At 73.9% G+C, this 16,194-nt stretch carries 15 protein-coding genes; 1 reads left to right on the forward strand and 14 read right to left on the reverse strand.

Annotation, left to right across the window (positions count from 1 at the left end; translation table 11 throughout):
• Positions 1–113: 113 nt before the first annotated feature.
• Complete coding sequence (locus tag GTY67_RS29880; protein ID WP_093693855.1) at positions 114–479, forward strand: zinc ribbon domain-containing protein; 366 nt, start codon at positions 114–116, stop codon at positions 477–479.
• Positions 480–546: 67 nt separating this feature from the next.
• Here the strand turns inward: GTY67_RS29880 and GTY67_RS29885 are convergent, their stop codons facing one another.
• The 14 genes from GTY67_RS29885 to GTY67_RS29950 form a co-directional block, all read right to left on the reverse strand.
• Complete coding sequence (locus GTY67_RS29885) at positions 547–1,242, reverse strand: type 1 glutamine amidotransferase domain-containing protein (RefSeq protein ID WP_093693864.1); 696 nt, start codon at positions 1,240–1,242, stop codon at positions 547–549.
• 180 nt (positions 1,243–1,422) lie between these two features.
• On the reverse strand, positions 1,423–2,502 hold the full coding sequence (locus GTY67_RS35595) for an amidohydrolase family protein (RefSeq protein WP_343238788.1): 1,080 nt from the start codon (positions 2,500–2,502) through the stop codon (positions 1,423–1,425).
• An 82-nt stretch (positions 2,503–2,584) separates the two neighbouring features.
• Positions 2,585–3,094 carry an ArsR family transcriptional regulator gene (locus GTY67_RS29895; RefSeq protein WP_161281091.1) on the reverse strand — a complete coding sequence of 170 codons (510 nt, stop codon included), beginning with the start codon at positions 3,092–3,094 and terminating at the stop codon, positions 2,585–2,587.
• Positions 3,087–3,959: an alpha/beta hydrolase gene (locus GTY67_RS29900; RefSeq protein ID WP_161281092.1), complete on the reverse strand. Its 873-nt coding sequence runs from the start codon at positions 3,957–3,959 to the stop codon at positions 3,087–3,089. The genes GTY67_RS29895 and GTY67_RS29900 overlap by 8 nt, the downstream gene beginning before the upstream one ends.
• 163 nt (positions 3,960–4,122) lie before the next feature.
• Positions 4,123–4,995, reverse strand: a complete 873-nt coding sequence (locus tag GTY67_RS29905; RefSeq protein ID WP_161281640.1) for an enoyl-CoA hydratase-related protein — start codon at positions 4,993–4,995, stop codon at positions 4,123–4,125.
• Positions 4,996–5,075: 80 nt separating this feature from the next.
• Positions 5,076–6,743: an ATP-dependent acyl-CoA ligase gene (locus GTY67_RS29910; RefSeq protein WP_161281093.1), complete on the reverse strand. Its 1,668-nt coding sequence runs from the start codon at positions 6,741–6,743 to the stop codon at positions 5,076–5,078.
• Positions 6,740–8,452 (reverse strand): CocE/NonD family hydrolase, encoded by a 1,713-nt coding sequence (locus GTY67_RS29915; RefSeq protein ID WP_161281094.1) that lies wholly within the window; start codon positions 8,450–8,452, stop codon positions 6,740–6,742. Before GTY67_RS29915 ends, GTY67_RS29910 begins: the two co-directional genes overlap by 4 nt.
• Entirely contained in the window at positions 8,452–9,291 is an 840-nt protein-coding gene (locus tag GTY67_RS29920) for an SDR family oxidoreductase (protein ID WP_161281095.1), read from the reverse strand. Before GTY67_RS29920 ends, GTY67_RS29915 begins: the two co-directional genes overlap by 1 nt.
• Positions 9,288–10,826, reverse strand: a complete 1,539-nt coding sequence (locus GTY67_RS29925; protein WP_161281096.1) for an SDR family oxidoreductase — start codon at positions 10,824–10,826, stop codon at positions 9,288–9,290. The genes GTY67_RS29920 and GTY67_RS29925 overlap by 4 nt, the downstream gene beginning before the upstream one ends.
• Positions 10,823–12,103 (reverse strand): beta-ketoacyl synthase, encoded by a 1,281-nt coding sequence (locus GTY67_RS29930; RefSeq protein ID WP_161281097.1) that lies wholly within the window; start codon positions 12,101–12,103, stop codon positions 10,823–10,825. The genes GTY67_RS29925 and GTY67_RS29930 overlap by 4 nt, the downstream gene beginning before the upstream one ends.
• A gap of 42 nt (positions 12,104–12,145) precedes the next feature.
• Positions 12,146–13,423, reverse strand: coding sequence for a beta-ketoacyl synthase N-terminal-like domain-containing protein (locus tag GTY67_RS29935; protein ID WP_202462642.1), 1,278 nt, complete (start codon positions 13,421–13,423; stop codon positions 12,146–12,148).
• A 44-nt stretch (positions 13,424–13,467) separates the two neighbouring features.
• Complete coding sequence (locus GTY67_RS29940) at positions 13,468–14,292, reverse strand: SDR family NAD(P)-dependent oxidoreductase (protein WP_093693845.1); 825 nt, start codon at positions 14,290–14,292, stop codon at positions 13,468–13,470.
• On the reverse strand, positions 14,289–15,188 hold the full coding sequence (locus GTY67_RS29945) for an SDR family oxidoreductase (RefSeq protein WP_093693844.1): 900 nt from the start codon (positions 15,186–15,188) through the stop codon (positions 14,289–14,291). Before GTY67_RS29945 ends, GTY67_RS29940 begins: the two co-directional genes overlap by 4 nt.
• Positions 15,181–16,149: a ketoacyl-ACP synthase III gene (locus GTY67_RS29950; RefSeq protein WP_093693843.1), complete on the reverse strand. Its 969-nt coding sequence runs from the start codon at positions 16,147–16,149 to the stop codon at positions 15,181–15,183. The genes GTY67_RS29945 and GTY67_RS29950 overlap by 8 nt, the downstream gene beginning before the upstream one ends.
• Between the last annotated feature and the right edge of the window lie 45 nt (positions 16,150–16,194).

Below are 16,194 nucleotides of genomic sequence, written 5' to 3' on the forward strand. Positions count from 1 at the left end.
CACTCAGTGCCTTTACTCTCCGGCACTCAGTGCCATATGGTGCGGACGCGCCGTCAGCCAGGTGCGGCGCGTCCGAGTCGAGCGCAGGGGGTCGATCCGTGTCTCAGGCAGGAATGGGCACCGTCCAGAAGGCGCACGAGGAGTGCGGCCTCTCCTACAACCGCTGCCGTTGGTGCGGCACCGCCTCCTTCCGGCGGCTGCTGTGCCCGGTGTGCGCGTCCAGCGAACTGGAGCCGGAACGTACCACCGGCCACGGCGTGGTCGTACGGACCGCCGTGGTCCACCGCTACACCGAGGCGGCGCGCAACGAATCCCTGGTCCGCTTCCCCGAGGGCTTCGTCTTCCGCTGCCAGGTCGTCGGTGCCGCACCGCAGATGGTGACGGTCGGCGCCCGCGTGAAGCCCCTCGCGGGGGAGGAGCCGGACTCGGGTGCCGTGGTCCTGGAGCTCTGCGAGCCGCCGGCGCAGCGGGACTGGTGACGCCCGCACATGTCGGCTGTACGACGGGACCACGGGCCGGGGCGCGGGCGTCACGCGTGCGTCCCGGTCAGCCGATCCGCTTGAGCAGCTCCTCGGCCAGCGGTGTGGAGGACGCGGGGTTCTGACCGGTCACCAGGTTCCGGTCGGTGATCACGAACGGTGCCCAGGGCTCGCCCTCCTGGAAGTCCGCGCCGAGCGCCACCAGCCGGTCCTGGAGCAGCCACTTGGCCTTCTCCGCCAGGCCGGCCTGGGTCTCCTCGGCGTTGGTGAAGCCGGTCAGCCGGTACCCGGCGAACGCGTTGGTGCCGTCCGGCCCCGTGGCGGCCAGCAGCGCCGCCGGGGCGTGGCAGACGACGCCGAGCGGCTTGCCCGAGGCCAGGGTCTCGGTGAGCAGCCGCCCGGAGACCGGGTCCACCGCGAGGTCCTCCATCGGGCCGTGGCCGCCCGGGTAGAAGACGGCGTCGTACGCGTTCAGGTCCACGTCCTCCAGCGCGACGGGCCGCCGCAGCTCCTCGAAGGCCTCCAGCCCCGCCGCCACCTTGTCGGCGCCCTCCTGGCCGCCGTTGACGTCGGGGGCCAGGCTGCCGCGGTCCACGGTCGGGACGACGCCGCCCGGGGTGGCGACGACCACCTCGTGACCGGCGCCGGTGAACACCTGGTACGGGGCCACGGCCTCCTCGGCCCAGAAGCCCGTCGGGTGGGCCGTGCCGTCCGCGAGGGTCCAGTGGTCCGCGCCGGTCACCACGAAAAGGATCTTTGCCATGTCGTACATCTCCGTTGGTCGGGGTGGCTGACCAGGCCGACGGTAGGCCCGGTCCGGCCAGGAGCCGCGTCCCGCCGACGCGCGCCGGAAAGAGGCTTCCGACGGGTCGGCGGCGATCGGCCGTCCGGCGGATCGCCTGCCCCCGGCAGCCCGTCCGAACCATCCGGAGCGTGGCGTGGCTCAGTCCCGGGGCCCCGCCCCCGCCGCGCGGGCCATCAGCGCCTCCGCGTTGCCCGAGAGCCAGGCGGTGGTCACATCGGCGGGCAGCGGGAGCGCGGTCAGCTCGTCGGCCAGCGAGCCGGTCGGGGCCGGGTTGACCCAGGTCGAGGTGCCGAACAGGACCCGGTCACGGGCCATCCCCCGGGCGTGGTGGAGCAGCGGCTCCCAGCCCGATCCGGGCTTGTCCATGTGCCGGGGCCGGTGCGAGGAGAACTCCAGGAAGACCCCCGGATGCCGGGCCGCGGTGAGCAGCATCTCCTGCACATCGGGCCAGCCCGCGTGCCCGGCGACGAGGAGCAGCTCCCGGTGGCGGCCCGCCAGCGTCTCGACCGTACGCCAGCTGCCCAGGCCGCTCGGGTGGCTGCGGGCGAAGTGGTGGCCGGTGTGCAGCCAGACCGGCAGCCGCGCCCCGGCCGCCGCGTCCCAGACCGGGGCGAACCGCGGATCGGCCGGGTCGGTACCGTCCAGGAAGGGGATCACGCACAGCCCGGTCGCGCCCGCCGCCAGTGAACGTTCCAGCTCGCCCAGAGCGGCGGCGGGGTCGCGCAGCGAGAGCCCGGCCCAGACGTGGACCCGGTCGCGTACGTCCCGGACCGTCTCCAGCAGCCAGTCGTTGACGGTACGGCCGTCCGGCAGCCGCTCCTGCGAGCCCATGGCGAACTCGCCCGTCACGCCCTGACGTTGCCGGTCGGCGAGATGGGCGGCCAGGTCGAAGGGCGGCCGGCCGGGCGGCAGGAGCACATCGACCGCGTCCTGCCAGCGCGCGGCCAGCGCGTCGCGGTACGCGGTGTGCGCGGCGCCGAAGTACCGGCAGAACGAGGCGGAGAAGACGTCCAGGTACTCGGGGGCGTTCTCGCCGAGCCGGTGCAGGTACACCCGCCAGCCCGCGTCGTCGTACACCAGCGAGCAGGCGTCGACGACCGGCGGCCGGACGCGGACACCAGGGACCGCGTCCGCGTCTGTGTCGGCGTCCGCGTCCGGCACGGCGGTGCTCGCCGCCGACGTTCCGTTGCTGAGGGCAGGGCCGGACGACACGTTCACGGTCACTCCGTCGGAAGTCGTAAGTCGAAGTCGGGAGTCGGGAGTCGAGGTTGGAGAGGGGGAGGGGGAAGCCGCAGGTGGGTCAGGAAGCCGCGCGCCGGGTCTCCCAGTCGGCCACCAGCGCCTCGGTCTGCTCCACGTACCCGCTGAACAGGTCGGCGAGCGAGGCCAGCCGGTCCCGGGCCTCGCCGCGCGCCACCGGGATGCCCGAGCTCAGCGTCTCGGTGAACTTGCGCATGTGGGCGTTGTTCACCAGCAGCAGGTGCTGGAGGTCGCCCACCGCCTCGTAGTCGATCCGCCGGCTGCCGGGCCTGGTGGAGCGCCGCACCAGCGTCCAGGCCTCCAACTGGCGTGCGGCCACACTGAGTCCGCTCTTGGCCTGGCCGAGCTCCCGGGTCATGGTGTCGAGGTCCACCGGCTTGTTGCGCAGCAGGAGGTAGCCGAAGAGGCGTCCGGTGGCCTGGGGGAGGCCCCAGCGCTCCATCAGCGAACCCATCTCGCTGATGAAGGCGGCCTCCGCGTCGCTGAACCCTTCGGGGCCGGTGGGCGGGGAGGGGTCGGTGTCGGGGGTGATGTCGTCGTGGTCAGTCATGGTCTCGCTGGGTTCTCAGGCCTTCAGGAAGGCGAAGGAAGGCGACGGTCAGCCGGTTGACCTCGTCGGGACGGTCCAGGTTGGCGACGTGTCCGGCGCCGGGGATGACATGGAACTCGCTGTTCGGATCGCGTTCGCTCCACCGTTCCATCGCCGAGCGGATGTTACCCGTGCCGTCGTGTTCACCGCAGATCAGGAGCTCGCGCTTCTCGACACGGTAGTCCGGGGCGGGGTCGACCGCGCGGGTCATCCCGTCCCAGGTGGTGAGGAAGGCGCGCCGCCCGTTCGCCGCGAAGGCCTCGCGGAGGTACTCCCGGGCCCCGGGGTCCTCGGCCGACGCCCGGGCCATCCACCGGGTCAGCCGACGGTAGGGCATCAGCCGCATGAGGGTGCGGGACAGGGCCAGGCGGCGCCGCTCGCCGCGCGTGATGGGCAGGGTGCTGGACGTGGAGCCGATCACCACGAGCGCGGCGACCTCCTCGGGCCGCCGGCGCAGGTACTCCTGCGCGATGTTGCCGCCCATCGACTGCCCCAGCAGTACCACGGGCCGACGCACCTCGGCCGCGTCCAGCAGCGCCGCGAGGTCCTGCGCCGCGTACTCCGTACGGAATCTGCCGGTGCCGGAGGCGGACGCGCCGTGGTAGCGGACGTCCCAGCGCAGGGTGCGGTAGCCCGCGCGGACCAGCGCCGGGATCTGCGGGTCGAACATGCGGTGGTCGGCCCCGGCGCCATGGGTGAGGGCGACCGCCGGACGGTCGGCCGCTCCGGCGGTCCAGTAGTGCAGCCGGGCACCGTGGACGTCGAGGCTGTGGGCCGTCTCCTCGACCGGGGGTCCGGTGGGCGCTGGGCTGTCGGGGCCGGTCACCGGAGGGAATCCTCGGTCCGGCCGCCGGTGGACAGGGCGGGGGACAGGGGCGGCGGGGCCGCCGGACCAGGGTGCCGCAGCGCGTCGTTCATCAGAATCAGAATACTCTCTTCGTCGCGGCGGCGAAGGAAGGCGGCCGGCGGCCACCGGCGCTTACGCCCGGTCAGCCGCCCGTGAAGCGCGGCGGCCGCCTCTCCGCGAACGCGGCCATCCCCTCGCGGGCGTCGGCCACCGTGGCGTGCGTCTTCAGGTGGTACGCATCCTGGAGCCGCAGCCCGTACTCGGCCGGCTGCCCCCAGCTCCGCTCCCGCAACTCCTTGAACAGCCCCACCGAAGCGGTCGGCAGCGCGGCGAACCGGCCTGCCAGCTCGGCGAGTTCGCGGTCGAAGTCCTCCGGTTCGCAGAGCCGGTCGAACAGGCCCAGGCGCACCGCCTCATCCCCCGACACCATCCGCCCGGTGAGGTAGATCTCCGTCGCCCGCGCCGGACCGGTCAGCCGGGACATCAGGACCACGTTCCCCACATGGCCGACCCCGGCCAGACAACTGCCGATCGAGGCGCGGGTGTCGGCCAGCCGGTAGTCGGCGGCGCAGGCGATCTCCGCCCCCGCGCCCGCCGCCGCCCCGGTCAGCCCCACGATCACCGGCTTCGGCAGGTGGATGATGGCCTCGCAGACCCGCAGATAGTGGGCGTCGGAGGTGATCGGGTCGAAGGGGGTGTCCACCCGGTCGCCCAGCCGCCACCGCCGTACGCTCTCCACGTCGTCGCCCGCGCAGAACGCCCCGCCGTTCCCGGTGATCACGACCGTACGCACCCGGGGGTCGTCGCCCGCGCACATCAGGCCGAGCAGCAGATGGCGGGAGAGCGTCAGATCGAGGCTGTTGCGGCGGTGCGGCCGGTCCAGCGTCAGCGTGGCGACTCCGCCCGCCAGCGAGGCACGTAGCGGTACGTCCTCCTTGCCGTCCACCCGGTCCGCGAAGTCCGCGAACGTCTCGGTGGCCGCCCCCGCCCACTCGGCCCCGGGCCCTCGGCTCATGGCGGAGGTCTCCGGGCCCGCCCGAAAGGCTTCCTGACCGGCCGGGACGGCCTCTCGGCCCGCCCCGCATGCTTCCTGGCTCATACGATCTTCTCCCTGCGTATCCGGATGCCCGCCGCCTCGCGGTCCCACGTCCCCGCCACCACGCCCTCGGCGCGCAACGTGTGCTTGGTCGGCTTTCCGGTCGGCGTCTTGGGCAGCTCGGGCAGTACCCGGATGTAGCGCGGCAGCATGAAGTGGGCCAGCCGCTCCCGCAGGAACTCCAGCAGCGCCGCCGGGTCGACCGGGGCCGCCGGGTCGCGGTCCGCCACCACCAGCAGCACCTCGTCCTCGCCCTCGTCGCCGGGCACGGCCACCGCCGCCGCCTCCAGGACACCCGGGTGGGCGACCGCCTGGGCCTCCACTTCGAAGGAGGAGATGTTCTCGCCGCGCCTGCGGATGGCGTCCTTCTTGCGGTCCACGAAGACGAGGCCGCCGTCCGGGGCGCGCCGGAACGTGTCCCCGGTGTGGAACCAGCCGTTGCGCCAGGCGGCGGCCGTCTCGGCGGGCCGTCCCAGGTAGCCGCTGAGGAACGACCACGGACGGTCCGCCCGCAGCACCAGCTCGCCAGCCTCGCCGTCCGCCACCTCACGGTCGTGGTCGTCCACGACCCGGGCGGCGATGCCCGGCCTCGGCTCCCCGCAGTGCATCGGCACGCCTGGGTGGTGGTCCGGGGCGGAGAGCACCGGGCATGACACCTCGGTCATGTTGAACAGCGCGCGGACCGACACCCCGAACCGCTTGGAGAACTCCGTCGCCCCCTCGGTGAACGGGATGACGTAGGCCGCCCGCAGCGGGTGCCCGGTGTCCTCGGGCAGCGGTGGCTGCTTGAGCAGATAGGTCGCCATCACCCCGAGGAGCGTGCACAGGGTCGTTCCCGTACGCCGGATCAGCGGCCAGAACTCACTGGTGGTGAAGGCGGGTACGACGGTCAGCGAACCGCCGTGCACCAGCATCCCGTACGCGCCGATCGTGCCGCCCGCGTGGAACAGCGGCAGTTGCAGCAGATAGCGGTCCTGGGGCCCGGCCATGCTGTGGAAGGCCGCGGTGCAGCTGGTGTAGAGGTGCGCGTAGGAGGAGACGACACCCTTGGACGGGCCCGTCGTCCCCGAGGTGTAGATGACGGTCTGCGGGTCCCACGGCTGCGGTGCGGGCACCGGCTCGGTGAACCGCGCCTGTTCCGCGCGGAGTTCGGTCTCCACCCGGTAGCGCGCCGAGAGCCGCCCGGCGAGCGCTGTCACGTCCTCGGGTGCGTCCTCAGGTCCCGGCAGCAGGACCACCGTCCGCACCGCGCCCACTTCGCTCTCCGACTCCTCCAGCCGGGCCGCCAGCGACGGCCGGCAGATCAGCACCTGGGCTCCGCTGTCGGCGATCACCTGGCGCAGGATCGCGCCCCGGTAGGCGGTGTTGAGCGGGACCAGGACGGCACCGGCCGCGTTGACCCCGTACCAAGTGCGCAGCGCTTCGGGCCCGTTGGGCAGCCAGCTCAGCACCAGCTCGCCCGGGGTGACGCCGAGCGCCTGGAGCGCGGCGGCCGTCTCCTCGGTCTCGCGGAGCGTCCGCGCGTACGTCCAGAGGTCGCCGTCCGGCATCAACGCGTACGGCGCCTCCGGCGTGGCCGCCGCCCGCCGCCTGAGCAGGGGGCCCAGCACGCACTGCTCGGCGGTCGGCACGGCGGCGGACGCCGGGTCGAGTATGTCGTCGCTCACCGGGCCTCCCCGGAGCTCGGCGCACCCAGGGTCCGGAGCCGGAGCACGCTCTCGTACGGGCCGCCGTAACGGACCGACTGCCGGGCCGGTCGGCAGTGTTCCGCCTCGCCGATCGGCCCCGGAACGTTGGGGTGCCGGTCCAGATGGGGGAAGTTGCTGCTGGTGACATGGACCCGCAGCCGGTGTCCGGGGGCGAAGCGCCACGCGGTGTCCCCGAGCAGCAGATCGGCGTCGTACGGCTCGTCCGGCGGGCCGTCCCCCTCCGCCTCCAGCCGGAGACTGGCCTCGGCCACCAGCAGCGAACGCCCGTCCGGATGTACGTCGGTGAGCTTGGCGACCACGGCGGTGGCGGGCGCGTCCGAGCCGAAGCGGAGCCGCAGCCGCTGCCGGCCGACCACGTCCAGCGGCTCGGTGAGCGGCTCGGAGGTGTAGAGCAGCACGTCCGGCCTGCTCTCCAGATGCGCCTGGTTGAGCGGCCCCGCCGCCAGCCGACCGAGCTGGAGCACCCGCCCGCCGTGCGAGGGCACCGGGTCCTCCGGGTCGTAGGTGAACGTGTCCTGGCCCGGAGCCACTTGGGACGGCTCGGGCAGCAGTCGGCCGCCGTCCCCGTCATCGGCGGGTCCCGCCAGATACCAGGACGACTCGACGGTCTCCGGCGGTGGCCAGGCCGGGGCCCGGTGCCAGGTGTCGGCACCGAAGAGGAAGTACCGTACGCCCCCGCCGGAATCCTGGTCCGTGGCGCGCTCGCCTCCGGCCCTCAGGTGGCGGTCGAAGAAGTCCAGGTGCAGATCGGGCAGCCGGGCGCCCTGCGCCGAACCGTACAGCCCGGTGTTCACCTCGCCCTGCACCTGCGGCAGTTGGCCCGAGTGCACCCAGGGGCCCATGACCAGCTCGTGCCGTCCGGCCACCGGGTCCTGGGCGCACATGGCGCGGTGCAGTTCGATCGTTCCGTAGGAGAACACGTCGTACCAGCCGCCCACCGAGAACGTGGGCACGCCGACCTCCCCGAGGCGGTAGTCGGCCACCGTCGCCACGTGCCCGGCGAAGATGTCCCGCAGCCGTCCGGGGAACCCCTCGAAGTCGAGGACCGTCGACAACGGCCACCGCCGCAACGGCACTTCGGGCGTGGTGAGCAGCTGCACCACCTCCGCCACCACCGCCCCGTCCACCGGATCGCCCGCCGCCGCCCGGCGCTGCACCCACTCCAGCGCGGTCAGCCCGAGCCAGCTGGTGAGGTGGTCGAGGCGCAGCGAGCCGCCGAGCTGCTCGGCGTCGAAGGGGGCCGAGGTGGACATCGTGGGCGCGATGGCCCGCAGATGCGGTGGTTTCTCCATGGCGGCCAGCCACTGGACGATCGCCTGGTACGAGGTGCCGGCCATGGCCACGTTCCCGTCGCACCAGGGCTGTTCGGCGGTCCACTCCACGGTGTCGTAGCCGTCGGGCCCCTCCTGCGCCCAGTCCAGCGGCGCCCACGCGCCCTCCGAGCCGAACCGGCCCCGGGTGTCCTGCACCACGGCCGCGTACCCCCGGTCCACGCACTGGGCCGGGGTCAACGTGGCAAGCCCCAGCTGGGACTTGCCGTACGGGGTGCGGAAGAGCACGGCGGGCGAGGCCGGGGCGTCGGCGGGGCGCCAGACGTCGGCCCGCAGGACCGTCCCGTCGCGCATCTCCACCGGCACGTCGTGCTGGATGAGGGTGGTCCTGCCCATCAGCGGGTCTCCTTCGCGGCGGGTGCGGTGCCCGCGTTCTCGGCCGGACCGGTGCCCCGGTCGCGGGAACGGGTCAGATGGCGGGTCATGGCGTCACCGGCGGCGGCCCGGCTCGCCGAGGGCTCCACGCGGACCAGCGGGCCCACGCTCATCCGGGCCGGGCGGTCCAGCAGCCAGACGACGGTGTCAGCGATGTCCTCCGCGTCCAGCACCTCCTCCTCGGGGACTCCGAGGTCGGAGGGGCGGGCCGCGAGCCGGGTGGAGACCCAGCCGGGGGCGACGGTGACCGCGCGGATGCCGAGGTCGCGGTTCTCCTCGTGGACCAGCTCGGTGAGCCGGTGCACGGCGTGCTTGCTGACGCCGTACCCGCCGCTGCCCGGCACCACCTCGGAACCCACGCCCGAGCCGATGTTCACGACCCAGCCGTAGCGGCGCTCCCGCATCCCGGGCAGCACTTCCCGGGCCAGCAGGAACGGCACGGTGAGGTTCACCCGCAGCTGCCGCTCCCAGTGCCGTTCCTCGGTCTCGTGGATCGCGGCCAGCCGGATCGCGCCCGCGCTGCACACCAGCAGCCCGACCGGCCCCAGCGCGGCGGCCGTGGCGGCGACGGCCTCGGCGGGGGCGCCCGGTTCCGCCAGGTCCAGGGCCAGCGGCAGGGCGGTGCCTCCGGCCGTACGGATCGACTCCGCGACCTCCTTCAGCTCGGCCTCCCGCCGCCCGACCAGCGCCACGGCGCTCCCGCGCGCGGCCAGTCGGCGGGCGATGGCGGCCCCGATCCCGGAGGAGGCGCCCGCGACAAGGGCGACCGGCCGGCCGCCCGGCTCTCCGGCGGCGCTCACGGGCTCTCCACCTCCACGAACTCCGGGAACCCCGGCCGCAGCGGAGCCACGTCTCCCAGGCCGAAGCCGCCGTCCGCCCGCAGCACCGCACCGGTCACCCGGGCGGCCGAGCCGCTCAGCAGGAAGCCGAGGACCGCCGCCACCTCGCGCGGGTCGCCGACCCGCCCGGCGGGGATCCGGCTGATCCAGCCGCGCCGGTGCTCGGGCCCCGCCGCGTCGCCCATCGGCGTCTCGATGATGCCGGGCGCCACGCAGTTGGCGCGGATGCCGTGGCGCGCCACCGAGACCGCGAGGCAGCGGATGTACTGCGCCATCGCCGCCTTGCTCGCCCCGTAATACTCCAGCCCCGCCACCGGGCTGAGCGTGGAGCTGACCGAGGAGACCCCGACCACCGCGCCGGGCACCTTCTCCTCGCGCCAGCGAGCCGTCAGGTACTCGGTGACGGCGACGAAGCTGTGCAGGTTCACGGCGAAGGTCCGGGCGGCCGACGCCGGGTCGCCGCCCACCGCGCTGAAGCCCAGGTGCCCCGCCGCGTACAGCAGGGTGGTGACCCCGTCGGCCGCCTTCCAGGCACGTTCGCCCAGGGTGGCGGCGTCCTCGGCGTCGGAGAGGTCGCAGCGCAGGGTCCAGGCCTGACGGCCCAGCGCCTCGATCTCGGCGGCGACCTGCTCCAGCGCCTGCGTGCGCCGGGCCGCCAGGACCACATCGGCCCCGCGTCCGGCCAGGTGCAGCGCGGCGGCCCGGCCGATCCCGCTGCTGGCGCCCGCCACCAGGACCTTGTGCCCCAGCAGGTCCTGACCGGTGACCGGCTCCGGCGGCGGCTGGTCCTGCGGGGCGCTACGGCGGGGCGCAAGAGTCGGCGTACCGGCGGGCAGGGACGGGATCTGGCCGAGCCCCGCGCCCCCGTCCACCGGGACCGTCTCGCCGACGAGGTACGAGCACCCCTCGGAGACCAGGAACGCGACGGTGGCCGCCACATCGGCGGCCGTGGTGGGGCGGCGCTGCACGAGATAGCGCAGCAGTCCGGCCTCGGCGGCCTCGGAGAGGTGGTGGCCCAGGTCGGGGGAGTAGCCGGTGACCACGGTGTTGCCGGTGACGCCGCGCCCGGCCACCTCGGTGACCAGGTGCTGCCACCAGGCCCGGTCGGCGGCGAGCCGGGCGTACCGGTCGGGGTCGGTCCCGGCGTGCGTCTCGCCCGTCGCGTCGGTCACCAGGACGAGTCGGCCCCGCCCGGCCGCCGCCATCGCCAGCGCGGCGGTCCGGATCCGCTCGCGGTCCAGGCCCGCCGAGCGCTCGGCGCCGTACGCCTCCTCGCCGAGCAGCAGCGCGCAGTACGCGGCGGGGGCCTCGGATCCGGCACCGGCACCGGCGTCCGGGGCTTCGGGGGAGAGGCCGAGCGCGCTCAGCGCCTCGGAGAGACCGGTGGCCCCGGCCCCCGAGGCGTCGACGACCACGCGGGTGCTGATCGGCGCCCGCAGCGGGTCCCCTCCCGCGGCCGTCCCGGGCCGCGTCGCGGTGCTGTGAACGTGGGTCATGGCAAGTCGCCGCCTTCGTATTCGATGACCATGCTCGTGGCGTCGCCGCCCGCCCCGGAGGCGAGCACCAGCGCGCTGTCGCCGCCGGTCGCCAGGCCGCCCGCGAGCACCGGATCGCCCGGCAGACCCGTGTACGGGACAAGGGTGTTGGCGCTCGGGGCGATATGGCCGTGGCGCAGCATGAGCAGGCTGCCGAGGAGCTTGACCAGGCCGCCGGTCCCGGCGACATGGCCGAAGACCGCCTCCTGGTTGGTGAGCCGCAGCTCGCCGTCGTACGCGGCCGCCTCCCGTACCCCCGCCAGGGCCTGGCACAGGTGGTCCTCGACGAACCGGTTGCCGTCCGCGTAGTCGTTGACGAACGCCAGGTCGCCGAGGCCGCGCCCCGCCGACGCCAGCGTGGCCAGCACATCGCCCACCACGTTGGCGGGCGGGCCGGTGGCGACGGTGGAGGGGCCGTTGGAGCGCGAGGTGCGCAGGTGGGCGCGGTGGAGCAGCCCCGGGCGGTCCCCGGTCGCGGCCGGGTCCTCCAGGATGACGGCGAGCGCGCCCTCGCCGGTGGCGTTGCCGGTCTGGATCTCGTCGTGCGGCCGGACGTCGGCGGGGTTGTCGGAGAGCGAGGAGGCGCGGTAGCCGCTGCGGCCGGTGTGGCTGGTGCCCGCGACGAAGACCGGGTCCACGGTGGTGTCCACGCCCACGACGATCGCGCGGTCGATGTCCCCGCACCGGAACATCTGCTGTACCAGGTGGAGCGTCCGCAGCGCCACATTGCAGGAGCCCGCCACACTCAGTGTCTGGCAGGGGAGTTGGAGACCGGAGGCCACGGTTCCCACCACGCTGGGCGGGGTTCCGTTGAGCCAATACTCCATGCCGAGGGCGGCTACTCCCTTCTCCCGGGCCAGGGTGTAGTAGCGCTCGGTCTCCGGGAAGGCGAACTGGAGCGAGCAGGCGACCAGCGCGGTGCGCTCCGGATCGAGGTCGGCGGCGGTCAACCCGGCCTGTTCCAGGGCCCGGTGCACCGCCCCGGTGGCCATCAGCCCGGCGCGCGAGGAGCGTCGGATCTGCCGCTCCGACAGCGGCAGGGCGGCCTCCGGGTCCCAGCCGTTCACCGTTCCCGCGATACGGAGGGGGAGTTCGGGATGGGCGTACGGGGAGAGGCAGCTCGCCCCGTCGCGCACCACGCGCCAGAAGGTGTCCAGGTCGGTGCAGGCGCGGCCGTCCGGCCCCGGCAGGACGAACCCGGCACCGGACAGCCGCAGCAGCGGCAGCTCGGCGGGCATCACGACCACCCCTCACCGGCAGCACAGGGGGACACGGGCGGCTCAGCAGACATCGCCACCGCCCAGCAGCAGCGCGCTGTTGACCCCGCCCACCTGGTAGTTGAAGCTCAGCGCCCGGTCGAACCGCAGCGCCCGCGTCCGCGTGCCCGGCACCGGGTCGAACGTGCAGACGGGGGAGGGGGTTTCGCAGTTGGCCGTGGGGCAGACCTGGCCCTCGCGCATCATCATCAGCGTCAGTGCCGTGCCCAGGTTGCCGAGCGGGGCCCCGCTGTGGCCGAAGCAGGCCTCCTGCGAACTCACCAGCACCTGCCCGGACTTCTCGCCCCACAGCGCGCGTACGGCATTGGACTCGATCCGGGTGAACAGCGCGTCGCCCTCGCCGCCCCCGTTGACGTACGGGATCCGCTCCAGCGGGGTGTGGTCGCCCAGGGCGCGGCGGGCCGCCTCGGCCAGCCCCGTACCGCCGGTGTCGATGGCGACCGCGCTGTTCAGCCCGCCACGCGTGGTGGCCTGGCCGAGGACCGCGCCGTGTGCCCGGGCGCCGCGTGCGGAGGCGTGCTCGCGGCTCTCCAGGATCAGGGTCACCGAGCCGTCGCCGTAGTTCATGCAGTCGCCCGCCGCGTCGTACGGGCGCATCGGCCGGTCATGGCGGGGCGCGGCCGGCGGGTCGCTGTTGTGCCGCACCGTCACGGCCTCGCGCTCCACCACCTCCCGCAACCGGTGGCCGTGGAGCACCCGTTCGGTGTCGAAGCGGTCCACCCCGGTGACGACCACCAGATCACTCTGGCCCGAGGCGATCATCATGCGGGCGATGCCGAGCAGCACCGAGGAGGAGGCGCAGCCGCAGCTCACCGTGTAGTTGGCGCCGGTGGAGCCGAGCAACGCCGCCTGGACCGGGCCGACATCACTCGACGTACCCGCCACCAGCAGCCGTACGAACAGGGACTTGGCGTCCGCCGGGCTGACCGTCGCCGGATCGGCGTCGTGCCAGGCGCGGTAGCTGTCGTAGTTGCTGTCCACCCCGGCCCGGGCGGTCAGCACATCGGCTCCCCTCAACTGGCCTGCCTCGTAGTCGAGTCCGGCGTCCCGGCACGCCTCGACCAGCGAGATCAGCCCGTAGAGGTGGACGTCGGCGTAGCTGCGCAGATAGCGGGCCGGTATCTCCGGCAGCAGCTCCGCGAACGCCTCGCGGGCACCGCGTACGGTCCCGTGGTGGAAGCCGTCGCGTTCGACATGGCTCGTCCCCGTGGAGGCGGTCGCCCAGACGTGCTCGGCCTCGCGCACCGGTTCGTCGCCCGCGCCGGGCAGGCAGAAGCCCATCCCGGTGACCAGGGCGTCCCGGGGGCCGGGGGTCCACTCCTCGCTCACAGAGCCCCCGCGTCCACGTTGACGGCCTGTCCGGTCATCCCGCCGGAGAGGTCGGAGAGCAGGAACAGCACCTGGGCGGCGATCTCCTCGGGGCGCACCAGCCGCCGCAGGATCGTGGAGTTGACCGCGCGCTTGAGGTACCGCTCCCAGGTCAGGTCCGGCGGGCCGTGGTGCTTGGCGATGGCGGCCATGAAGGCGTCGCCGTACCGCCCGCCGTCCGTGGCGGCCGGACTGTCGGTCAGCCCCGGGCAGACCGCGTTCACCCGCACACCGAAGGCGCCCAGCTCGGAGGCGAGCGCCTGGGTCATCCCGTTCAGGCCGAACTTCGAGGCGCAGTAAGAGGTGTTGGCGGGCAGCCCGCGCTTCCCGGCGATGGAGGAGACCATCACGATGTTGCCCTCGCGGCGCTCCATCATCCCCGGCACCACCGCGCGGGCGACCCGGAAGGCCCCCAGCAGGTTGATGTCGAGGGTGGCCATCCACTGCTCCTCGTCCTGGTCGCAGAGGAACGCCTGGTTGCGGGCCTCGCCCGCGCAGTGCACCAGCCGGTCGATCGGGCCGAGCTGCTCCTCGGCCTCGCGGACGGCGGCCCGCACGCTGTCGGCGTCGGTGAGGTCGCCGGGGACCGCCACCGCCCGCCCGCCGTCCGCCTCGATCCGCTCGGCCAGCAGCCGCAGCTCCTTCTCGCTGCGGGCCATCAGCGCCACTTGCGAGCCGTGGGCGGCGAGCATCGTCGCCAGGACGGCGCCGATGCCACTGCTGGCGCCGGTCAGAAAGGTGGTCCTGCCTTCGAGCAGGGTGGGTGCGAAGCCGCTGGTCATGCTGTGTTCTCCGCTTTCTCGGGGAGGTCCGCGCGCGCGGCTGTCCTGCTCGCCCCGGTGGCCCGGCCGGCCGGGGGCAGGACGCGGGCGGGCAGTCCGCCCGCGTCGACCTCCAGCACGGTGCCGGTCACCGAGGGGTTGTCGGCGGCGAAGGCGACCGCCTCCGCCACGTCTTGCTCGTCGCACCAGCGGCGCAACGGCACATGGCGCTGGAGGTCCGCCATGTACGCGGCGTGCCGCTCGCTCGCCGCCGTACGTCTGCGCAGCGCCTCGCCGTCGATGACGCCGGGCGCCACCGCGCTGACGCGGATCCCGTACTCGCCGAGCTCGGTCGCCCAGGTACGGGTCAGCGCCTCCACCCCCGACTTGGCCGCGCAGTAGGCGGACTGCCCGTACGCGCCGTGGCGGACGGTGGAGGAGATGTTGACGATGGCCCCGGGCGTACCGGCGGCCAGCATCGTCTGTGCCGCGTGGCGGCCGACGAGGAAGGTGCCGGTCAGCAGGGACGTCACCACCCGCTCGAAGTCCTCCAGCGGGTGCGGGGTGAGCAGGGGCGGGCCGTCGGGCCGCTCCTTGACGCTCACCAGGCGGCGGGAGAAGTTGTTGCCCGCGTTGTTGACGCAGAGCCCGAGCGGCGGGGCGTCCTCGGCCAGCCGCTCGAAGAGGGCGGCCACCGACCGCTCGTCGGTGACGTCCGCCCGTACGGCATGCAGCACGAGCCCGTCGTCGGCCGCCGCCTTCACCCCGGCGTCCAGGCTCTCCGGGTCGCGCCCGCAGATCACGGTGTGCCAGCCGACGGAGGCGAGATGGCGGGCGATCGCCGCGCCGAGGCCCCGGCTGCCGCCGGTGACCAGGGCGGTGCCGCGCACGCCCCTGCTGAGCGGAGAATCAGACACGGAACAGCAGCCCCCCGTAGTACCAGCCCGACCCCACGGTCGGCGTGTAACAGAGGTCGCCGGGCTTGAGCCGGCCGTCCCGCGCCATCTCGGAGAGCACGATCGGCACCGAGGCGCTGCCGGTGTTGGCGCGCGTCTCGTAGTTGGTGACGAAGCGCTCCTCCGGGATGTCCAGACGTTCCCGTACGGCCGTGTGCAGCTGGCCCGTCCCGGGGTGGGGCACCACCCAGTCGATCTCGTCCATCTTGGTGCCCGAGCGGGCCAGCATCCGGGTCGCCAGGTCGGCGTGGGAGTCGGCGGCGATGGAGACCAGTTCGCGGCTGCTCTTGATCCACCCGTTGGGCGGGTAGACGGTGACCGTCTCCCGGCCGGAGCCGTCGCTGATCAGTAGCGAGTCCCAGAGCCCCGCGCCCGGCTCGGCGCCGCGCGAGAGCACCGCCGCACCGGCCGCGTCGCCCACGATCAGCTCGCCCTTGCTGCCGGGGCGCACCCGGCGCGAGAACCGCTCGCTGGAGACGACCAGCGCGTGGCGCCAGGTGGCGTGCGCCCCGAAGAGCGCCGCCGCCGTCTGGACCCCGTGGACGAACCCCGTACAGGCACCGCACACATCGAAGGCGAGCGCCCGGTCCGCGCCCAGCAGATGCGCGGTGTGCGGGCCCCACTCGGGGACGAACTGGCGGTCCGTCCAGTTGCTGAAGACCAGCAGGTCCACCTCGTCGGCGCCGATGCCCGCCTGCTCCATCGCGGCGCGGGCGGCGCGGACCCCCATGTACGCGGGGGTCTCCTCCTCGTCCGCCACATGCCGGCTGCGTACGTCGAGGCGGCCGATGACGGCCTCGTCCACGGCGTTGCCCGCCGGGTCGTCGGCGGTCTCGTTCCCGACCAGGAGGCGTGGGTAGTAGTGCCCGAATCCGGACAGGCGCAGACCGCTCTCGCGCCACAGGGAGGTCTCGTCGTGCATCTCTCGTCTTCCCGTACTCGACGGTGGTCGCCGGGGGCCGCCCGG

Source organism: Streptomyces sp. SID8374, assembly GCF_009865135.1.
In the GTDB taxonomy this organism is placed as follows: Bacteria; Actinomycetota; Actinomycetes; order Streptomycetales; family Streptomycetaceae; genus Streptomyces.